General features: G+C 63.2%; 9 protein-coding genes and 1 riboswitch. Of the genes, 5 read left to right on the forward strand and 4 right to left on the reverse strand.

Annotation, left to right across the window (positions count from 1 at the left end; translation table 11 throughout):
• On the forward strand, positions 1-905 hold a 905-nt coding region (locus tag GIW04_RS24735; RefSeq protein ID WP_236479283.1), incomplete at its 5' end, for an oxidoreductase.
• Positions 906-919: 14 nt separating this feature from the next.
• On the opposite strand, the gene GIW04_RS24740 is transcribed toward GIW04_RS24735, so the two are convergent.
• Positions 920-1,225: a protealysin inhibitor emfourin gene (locus GIW04_RS24740; RefSeq protein WP_236479285.1), complete on the reverse strand. Its 306-nt coding sequence runs from the start codon at positions 1,223-1,225 to the stop codon at positions 920-922.
• A 29-nt stretch (positions 1,226-1,254) separates the two neighbouring features.
• Positions 1,255-2,316 carry a M4 family metallopeptidase gene (locus GIW04_RS24745; protein WP_003192590.1) on the reverse strand — a complete coding sequence of 354 codons (1,062 nt, stop codon included), beginning with the start codon at positions 2,314-2,316 and terminating at the stop codon, positions 1,255-1,257.
• 136 nt (positions 2,317-2,452) lie between these two features.
• Between GIW04_RS24745 and GIW04_RS24750 the strand changes: the two genes are divergently transcribed.
• From GIW04_RS24750 to GIW04_RS24765, 4 genes are all read left to right on the forward strand, one after another.
• Complete coding sequence (locus GIW04_RS24750; RefSeq protein WP_032900775.1) at positions 2,453-3,382, forward strand: DNA/RNA non-specific endonuclease; 930 nt, start codon at positions 2,453-2,455, stop codon at positions 3,380-3,382.
• Positions 3,383-3,501: 119 nt separating this feature from the next.
• Positions 3,502-3,694, forward strand: a riboswitch (cobalamin riboswitch).
• A 115-nt stretch (positions 3,695-3,809) separates the two neighbouring features.
• Positions 3,810-4,820, forward strand: a complete 1,011-nt coding sequence (locus tag GIW04_RS24755; RefSeq protein ID WP_120248929.1) for an ABC transporter substrate-binding protein — start codon at positions 3,810-3,812, stop codon at positions 4,818-4,820.
• Positions 4,817-5,821: a FecCD family ABC transporter permease gene (locus GIW04_RS24760; protein ID WP_003192595.1), complete on the forward strand. Its 1,005-nt coding sequence runs from the start codon at positions 4,817-4,819 to the stop codon at positions 5,819-5,821. The genes GIW04_RS24755 and GIW04_RS24760 overlap by 4 nt, the downstream gene beginning before the upstream one ends.
• Complete coding sequence (locus GIW04_RS24765) at positions 5,818-6,582, forward strand: ABC transporter ATP-binding protein (protein ID WP_120248930.1); 765 nt, start codon at positions 5,818-5,820, stop codon at positions 6,580-6,582. The genes GIW04_RS24760 and GIW04_RS24765 overlap by 4 nt, the downstream gene beginning before the upstream one ends.
• A 152-nt stretch (positions 6,583-6,734) precedes the next feature.
• On the opposite strand, the gene GIW04_RS24770 is transcribed toward GIW04_RS24765, so the two are convergent.
• Complete coding sequence (locus GIW04_RS24770) at positions 6,735-7,226, reverse strand: GNAT family N-acetyltransferase (RefSeq protein WP_014719177.1); 492 nt, start codon at positions 7,224-7,226, stop codon at positions 6,735-6,737.
• Positions 7,216-8,022, reverse strand: an 807-nt coding sequence (locus GIW04_RS24775) for an alpha/beta hydrolase (protein WP_236479287.1), incomplete at its 5' end; no start/stop codon positions are given. The genes GIW04_RS24775 and GIW04_RS24770, both read right to left, overlap by 11 nt.

Here is an 8,022-nt window from a genome sequence, read left to right on the forward strand (position 1 = left end):
ACCCCGGCGTCCCGCTGTTCCATGGCGACCAGGCATTGGCGGGCTGGAAACAGGTCATCGACGGCGTGCATGCGGCAGGCGGCAAAATGGGACCGCAAATCTGGCATGTCGGATCAGTGGGAAATCCCTTCAACGATTGGGCGCCCGAGACAGGTATCGAAGGCCCTTCCGGCCTCGCCGCACCCAGTACGCCACGCGGTGACGCGATGAGTGATGAAGCCATCGCCGACACGATTGCGGCTTACGCCAAGGCGGCTGCCGACTCCAAACGGTTAGGGTTTGATACCGTTGAAATACACGGTGCACACGGTTACTTACTCGATCAGTTCTTCTGGGAAGGCACCAATCAGCGTCCCGACCAGTTCAATGGTGCATCGATCAAGGAACGCTCGCGTTTCGCGGCAGAGGTGGTCAAGGCGATACGTGCAGCAGTAGGCCCGGCGTTCCCCGTGATATTGCGGGTGAGCCAGTGGAAGCAGCAGGATTACAGCGCGCGCCTGGTGACCACGCCGAACGCCATGTCGGACTGGCTGGTGCCGCTGGTGGAAGCGGGTGTCGATATCCTGCATTGCTCACAACGGCGTTTCTGGGAAGCCGAATTTCCCGAACTGGATGGCGAGCAGGGGCTGAACTTCGCCGGCTGGGCCAAGAAACTCACCGGCGCGGCGACCATCAGCGTGGGCTCGGTCGGCCTGTCCGGGGACTTTCTTGCCGCCTTCGGAGGCGAAAGCTCTCAACCCGCCAGCCTGGATAATCTAGTGCACAGGCTTGAACGCGAAGAATTTGACCTCATCGCCGTTGGCCGCGCATTACTGAGCGACCCACAGTGGGCCAGCAAAATTCGCACGGGAGAGACCTCCAGCCTGAAAGCCTTCAGCCCATCGGATCTTGCTGAGCTCATCTAGCCAATAGGCCCAAGTCAGCCCCGACTATGCCGTCGCACGCACTGCACCAACCCGTCCAGTGCCGGGGGATTCACCGGCGCGAGCACACAGACCGTGCGCTCGCGCTTGCCTGCCGCAACTGTCAGGGTGTAATGCACCCGGCCTGGGTTGCCAGGCTCGGGATCGGTGCTTTGCGGCAACTGGAAAAAACCCGACGCTTCAATCAGTTGCCGCAACTCCTGCTGATCAGGCTCGGGCAGCGCGTCCAACTCTACCGTGCGCGGCTTGGCCAACCCCGGAAAAAACGCCGGTCCGCCGCTTTCCTTGATTGAAATTCGCATGGTTTTTCCTCGCCGCTCAGGCGGCTTCGTCAAACGTTTATGCCCACCGCTTTCCAGCCTTCCTTGACTGCCTTCTGCTCAGCTTTGTTCACGCCATAAAGCTGGCCGGCAATATCGTGGGTAATGCGCGCAAAACGCAAGAACCCGGAATTGGGCCGCAACCGCGAATCGCGCAGTGCGTCATACCAGATACGCCCGGCACGCTCCCAGGCGAACCCGCCAATCCGGGTGGCCACCTGATAGAACGCGTGGTTGGGAATGCCGGAATTGATATGCACCCCACCATTGTCCTCGTAAGTTTGCACAAAATCATCCATGTGCCCAGGCTGCGGGTCTTTGCCCAGCAGCTTGTCATCAAACGCAGTGCCTGGCGCCTTCATCGAGCGCAGCGCCGTGCCCTTGATCTTTTTGGTAAACAGCCCCTTGCCGATCAACCAGTCGGCATCCTCGGCCGTTTGCTTTAACGCGTACTGCTTGATCAGCGAACCGAACACATCCGACAACGACTCGTTCAGCGCACCGGACTGGTTGAAGTACATCAGCTTGGCCTCATCCTCAGTCACGCCATGGGCCAACTCATGGCCAATGACGTCGAGTGCCACGGTAAAGCGGTTGAACAACTGCTGGTCGCCATCGCCGAACACCATCTGGGTCGAATTCCAGAACGCATTGTTGTAGTCCTGGCCGAAGTGCACCGTGGCGTCCAGCGCCATGCCCGCATCGTCGATGGAATTGCGATCAAAGACCTGGTCAAAAAAATCGAAGGTCGCGCCCAGGCCGTCATAGGCTTCGTCCACCGCGGCATCGCCACTGGCGGGCTGCCCTTCGCCGCGGATCAGCTTGCCGGGCAGGCTGTCGGTGTTTTCGGCACTGTAGATCGAGCGTTGCTTCTCGGCGCCCACGGCCAGTGCCATGCGGGCCGGCCCCTTGGCGGGTACCGCGACCATGCGCAACGAACGAAACGTGCTGTCCTTGGCACGCGTGCGTAATGCGACTTCCCGTTGGGCTTTGTCGCCGTGGCGTGCGATCTGGTCGAGCATGTACGGCGGGATCAGGCAAAAAATCGGGTTGCGCGGTTGGCGAACACACATGAGCTGGCTCCTTTTTGGCGTGTGGTGAACGTCCGGGTAACGGTTTTCAGGATAGCCCTGTGTTCGCCCCCTGGGCCAAATTGTCATGAGTTTGTGTTTCAGTGGTGTTTATCCGAGGCCCATAAGGAACATGCCCATGCCCGCCCGCACAGCCAACATCGACCTTTCCCACCGCCCAAGGCTCGCCGACCTGCGCCCATTGGTCGCGGCCAACCCCACCCTGCTGGAAGCCAAAGCCGCGACGCCGCGCGTCACCGCGGCCAAGGACCTCAAAAACCGCGCTGGCTATGCCGACGACTTCCTCAGCGACTTCGTGGTGCCATGGCCCACGGTTGACCAGCCACTGGCGGGCGACGTGCAACCCAAGCGTCTGGACTACACGCATTTCTCCATCACCCTGTCGCGCTCTCGACGACTGGCGCTCTACGTGGGGGTGAATATCGACGGCGCCAAGCATGTAGACATCACGCGCAGCAACGACACCTGGGCCTACGATGGCCGCCTGCCCCTGGATGCGCAGGTAGGTGAAGACCTCTATGCCGGCAATGGCCTGGACCGCGGCCACCTGGTACGGCGCCAGGACCCCAACTGGGGCGACGAGGCCAACACCGCCAACTTCGACACCTTTCACTTCACCAACTGCTCCCCTCAAATGAGCGGCTTCAACCAGAAGACCTGGCTGGAACTGGAAGACTACATCCTCGACAACACCCAGCGCTGGAAAGCCCGGGCCACGGTGTTCAGCGGCCCGGTGTTCAGCGACAACGATCGCGTTTATCGCGGGGTAAAAATCCCCCAGGCATTCTGGAAAGTGGTGGCCTACCTCAGCGACGACGGCAAACCGTCCGCCAGTGCCTACATGATCGACCAGCGACGCGAGCTGGATCAGTTGGACCTGGTGTTCGGTCAGCTCAGAACTTACCAGCGCAGCGTGATCGCGATCGAACAACTGACCGGCATCCGCTTCGCCAACCTGGCCGACTACGACGGCTTCAGCAACGAAGAGCGCGCCACAGGCACCCGGATCGAAGCGCTGATCCGCGGCCCCCAGGATATTCGGCTCTGACGATCCCTTTGTAGGAGCGAGCTTGCTCGCGAAGCACCCGAGAGCACCGCGGCGCACCAGGCTCCCCGCGTTAACGTTAGCGACCTTCGCGAGCAAGCTCGCTCCTACAGGGTATGATCGCTTACCATACGGCCGCCGGTTCCCGTATGGGACTAACAGGGAATTCGAAACGCCGCACGCGGCGTGAACCGAAACTGCCCCCGCAACTGTAGATGCCGAGCCTACCCTCGAATGCCACTGGACCACGCCCGGGAAGGCGGGGCATGGCGACGACGCATCAGTCAGGAGACCTGCCGGCCCAGCTAATTCACTAACCGGCGGGGTGTCCGGGAAGGACATCCTGGCCCTGCGCTTCAGCAGCCTCCATGGGCGTATTTCCGAGCCGTACCTCCCCTGCTGCACCTACGGTTCACAAGGAGATCGCCTCATGCTGCCACGCGTTACCGCCCTGATCGCAGGTTTGAGTGTGTGTGCCCTGGCGCAAGCCGCGCCCACTCAGTACCCGCTGACCCTGCAAAACTGCGGCAGCACCCTGACCTTCCAGCACGCCCCCGCCCGCAGCGTGACCATCGGCCAGGCCGCCACCGAGATGCTCTACGCCCTGGGCGTGGGCGACAAGGTGGTCGGCACTTCGCTGTGGTTCAACAACGTGGCGGCGCAGTACAAGGCCCAGGACGATCGCATCGAGCGCCTGGCCAACAACGAGCCCAGCTTCGAAGCCGTACTCGCCAAGCGCCCGCAACTGGTGGCCGCCGAGCTGGAATGGGTGGTGGGCCCCCAAGGCGTGGTCGGCACCCGTGAGCAGTTTCATGAACTGAAGATCCCCACCTACCTGTTGCCATCCGACTGCGAAGGCAAGGACAACTTGGTGGGTGCCGACGGCACGCGATTGGAGCCCTTTCGCATCGAGACGATCTACCAGAGCCTCCAGCAACTGGCGCAGATTTTCGACGTGCAGGATCGCGGCCAACAACTGACCGACGAACTCAAGGCGCGCCTGGCCAAGTCCGTCGCCACGGCCCAGGGCAAGGGCTTGCAGCGAGCCAGTGCACTGGTGTGGTTCTCCAGCGCCGAAATGGCCAGCGACCCTTACGTAGCCGGCCACAAAGGCGTGCCGCAATTCATGCTGCAAACCCTTGGCCTGCGTAACGTGGTGCAGTCCGATGAGGAGTGGCCTGCCGTCGGCTGGGAAACCATCGCCAAGGCCAACCCCACCTTCCTGGTGATCGCACGCATGGACCGCCGCCGCTACCCGACCGACGACCATGAAAAGAAACTCGCCTTCCTGCGCAGTGACCCGGTAACCCGCAACATGGACGCGGTGAAGAACAACCGCATCATCATCCTCGACGCCCTTGCCTTGCAGGCGAGCCTGCGCACCTTCGAGGGCCTTGAACAATTGGCCGCCGCCATCGACGGCTACCACCTGGGCAAATGATGCGCACCCTACTCGCCCTGGCGCTGCTGTTGCTCGCCCTGCTCGCTGGCGTCGCCATCGGTGAAACCGCCATCGAACCGCAGGTGGTGCTGCAGGTGCTCGCCAATAAACTCTGGGCCGCCGGCTACGTACTGGACCCCATCGACGAAGGCGTGGTGTGGAACTACCGCCTCACCCGCGCCCTGGTGGCCGCAGCCTGCGGCGCAGGGTTGGCAACGTGCGGCGTGATCCTGCAATCACTGCTGCGTAACCCGCTGGCCGACCCGTACCTGCTGGGCATCAGCGCCGGCGCGTCAACCGGCGCGGTACTCGTGGCCTTGATTGGCGTGGGCGGTGGCCTGGTGTCGTTGTCGGCCGGCGCGTTCGTGGGGGCGATGGCGGCATTTGCGCTGGTGACGCTGCTCGCACGGGCCAGCGGATCGTCCAGCGGTACCGGGCAGATCATCCTCGCGGGCATCGCCGGCTCGCAGTTGTTTAATGCCCTGACCGCGTTCCTGATCACCAAGTCGGCCAGCTCCGAACAAGCCCGCGGCATTATGTTCTGGCTGCTGGGCAACCTCAGCGGCGTGCGCTGGCCGTCGGTGTGGTTGGCGGTGCCGGTGGCGGTCGTGGGGCTCGCAGTGTGCCTGTGGCACCGGCGTGCACTGGATGCGTTCACCTTCGGCAGCGACTCGGCGGCCTCCCTCGGCATCCCGGTGCGCCGCGTGCAATTTGTGCTGGTGGCCTGCGCCGCGCTGGTGACGGCGGTGATGGTGTCCATCGTCGGCTCCATCGGGTTTGTCGGCTTGGTAATTCCCCATGCGGTGCGCCTGTTGCTTGGCACCGGGCATTCGCGCTTGCTGCCGGCCAGCGCCTTGGGCGGCGCGCTGTTTCTGATCGCCGCCGATGTGCTGTCACGCACCCTGATCAAGGGCCAAGTGATTCCCGTTGGGGTGGTCACGGCACTGGTGGGCGCGCCTGTGTTTGCGTTGATTTTGATTGGCCGGAGGAACGCCCGATGAGCGTGCTCAGTTGCAGCGGCCTGGGTTTCAAGGTGCGTGAGGCCCAGTTACTGGACGGTATCGACCTGGACGTGCAGGCGGGCGAAACCCTGGGCATCGTCGGGCCGAACGGTTCGGGCAAGTCCACCCTGCTCAAATTACTCGCCGGTTTGCGCCCGCCGGCCAGCGGTGAAGTGCGCCTGGGCGGCAAGCGGGTCGGTGGGTTGTCACGCCGCACCATCGCGCAACAGCTGGCGGTGGTGGAGCAACAGGCCGACACCGACGACGCCATCCGCGTGTTCGACGCCGTGGCGCTAGGCCGCACGCCCTGGCTGTCGGCGCTGAGCCCGTGGTCGCGTGAAGACGACGCCATCGTGCACCAGGCCCTGCATGACGTAGACGCCACCCACCTGAGCCAACGCGCCTGGCGCAGCCTCTCGGGGGGCGAACGCCAGCGCGTGCACATCGCCCGCGCCCTGGCGCAACGCCCGCAGATTTTATTGCTGGATGAGCCGACCAATCACCTGGATATCCAACATCAACTGGCGATCCTCAAAGGCGTGCAAGGCTTGCCAGTGACCACCTTGATTGCGCTGCATGATTTGAACCAAGCGTTGACCTGTGATCGCCTGGCCGTGCTGGATCGCGGGCAACTGGTGGCGCTGGGCGCGCCGCTGCAAGTGCTGACGCCACAGCGCTTGCAGGAGACCTTCGGCGTGCAGGGGCATTACCTGACGGACCCGTTCGACGGCGCGCAAATCCTGCGCCTGCGCTCCAACTGAATCCGTAGGTTGGGGCAGCTTGCTCTGGTGACGGTCTGACGGCCAACTGTGGTCCAAATGTGGGAGGGGCTTGCCCCCGATGAGGGAGTGTCAGCAAATACATCGGTGATTGGCCCACCGCTAGCGGGGGCAAGCCCCCTCCCACACTTCACCTACAGAGGCCGATGCATGTGGGTGGTTTGCCAGATCGGGTCGGCCTCGACACCCACCACCTCAAACCCCTGCCTGCGCCAGAAATCAATCGCACCGGGCAGAAACGGATGGGTATGCAAGTACATCATCTCTACGCCATCGGCCCGCGCCAGCGCTTGCAGCGAGCGGTATAACTGGCCCGCCAGGCCCAAGCGTCGCGCTGCCGGGAGCACATACAGGCGCACCACTTCCACCGTCTTGCGCCCCTGGTAGTTCAACTGCGGGAAGCGGCCGTCGTAGGGCCGATAAGCCACCGAGGCAACGATCCGGCCTTCGGCACGAGCAATCAAAAACCGCCCGCCCCCCTCAAGGTAGATCGCTTCAAACTGCGCCAGATCGTGGGGGACGCCGGTGGCACTGAGCGTGGGAAACAGTTCATCCCGCGCCAGCAAAGCGAAGCTCAGCACCTGGGGAATGTCAGCGGCCTGCACCGCCTCGATACTAACGCTCATTGCCAAGGATCCGGCCCGTTATCCACTGGCGAGCGTAAGCCAACACGCGATCAGCCATCGCCACCGGAAAGTGAATAAACCCGTGGGCCGCTTCTGGCAGCAAATGAGCCTCCACCGTTGGCCATCGCTCGGCAATCAGCAGAGTGTCATCCTTGAGCGGGTCCAGTTCACCCACAAACATCAACGCGGGCGGCAGCCCTTCAAAGTCCCCATACAAGGGCGACAACGGTGGCTGACGGCGCGTCTCGTCGCTGATCCCCGGCGTCAGCAGGCGCAGCGCCTGGACCATGCCCGGCCCGTCCAGCAACAAGGTGTCCGGCCCGGCCGTGCGCACACTGGGCGTGCCGGTCAAATCGTAGACGCCGTAATACAACACCGCGCCGCTCACCCGCTGGAGCAACTCGGGCCATTGCTTGAGCGCCAACAAAGTGGCCGCCGCCAGGTGCCCGCCGGCCGATTCACCGACAAAAAACACCGGCAGGCCGGCAAACTCCGGGCAGTCCGCCAAAAGCCAGCGCGCAGCCGTCAGGCAGTCATCCAACAGCCCTTCAATTGGCGTATCCACCGCCAGCCGATAATCCACCGACACTACCGCCACGTCGCACGCATTCACCATGCCGAGGTTAAGGTCGTCATCCATTTGCGCATTGCCGATCACCCAGCCACCGCCGTGGATATCCAGCACCACGCCTTTGGGCGGGCCAGCGGGCCGCAGGATGCGCAAGGGGATCGCCCCGAGCATTTTGCGTTCCGCCAGGGGCGCCTTCTTGAAGGTCTGGCTGGCACGCAACAGCGC

The organism is Pseudomonas sp. PA-4-8C (assembly GCF_021606625.1).
In the GTDB taxonomy this organism is placed as follows: Bacteria; Pseudomonadota; Gammaproteobacteria; order Pseudomonadales; family Pseudomonadaceae; genus Aquipseudomonas; species Aquipseudomonas lactis.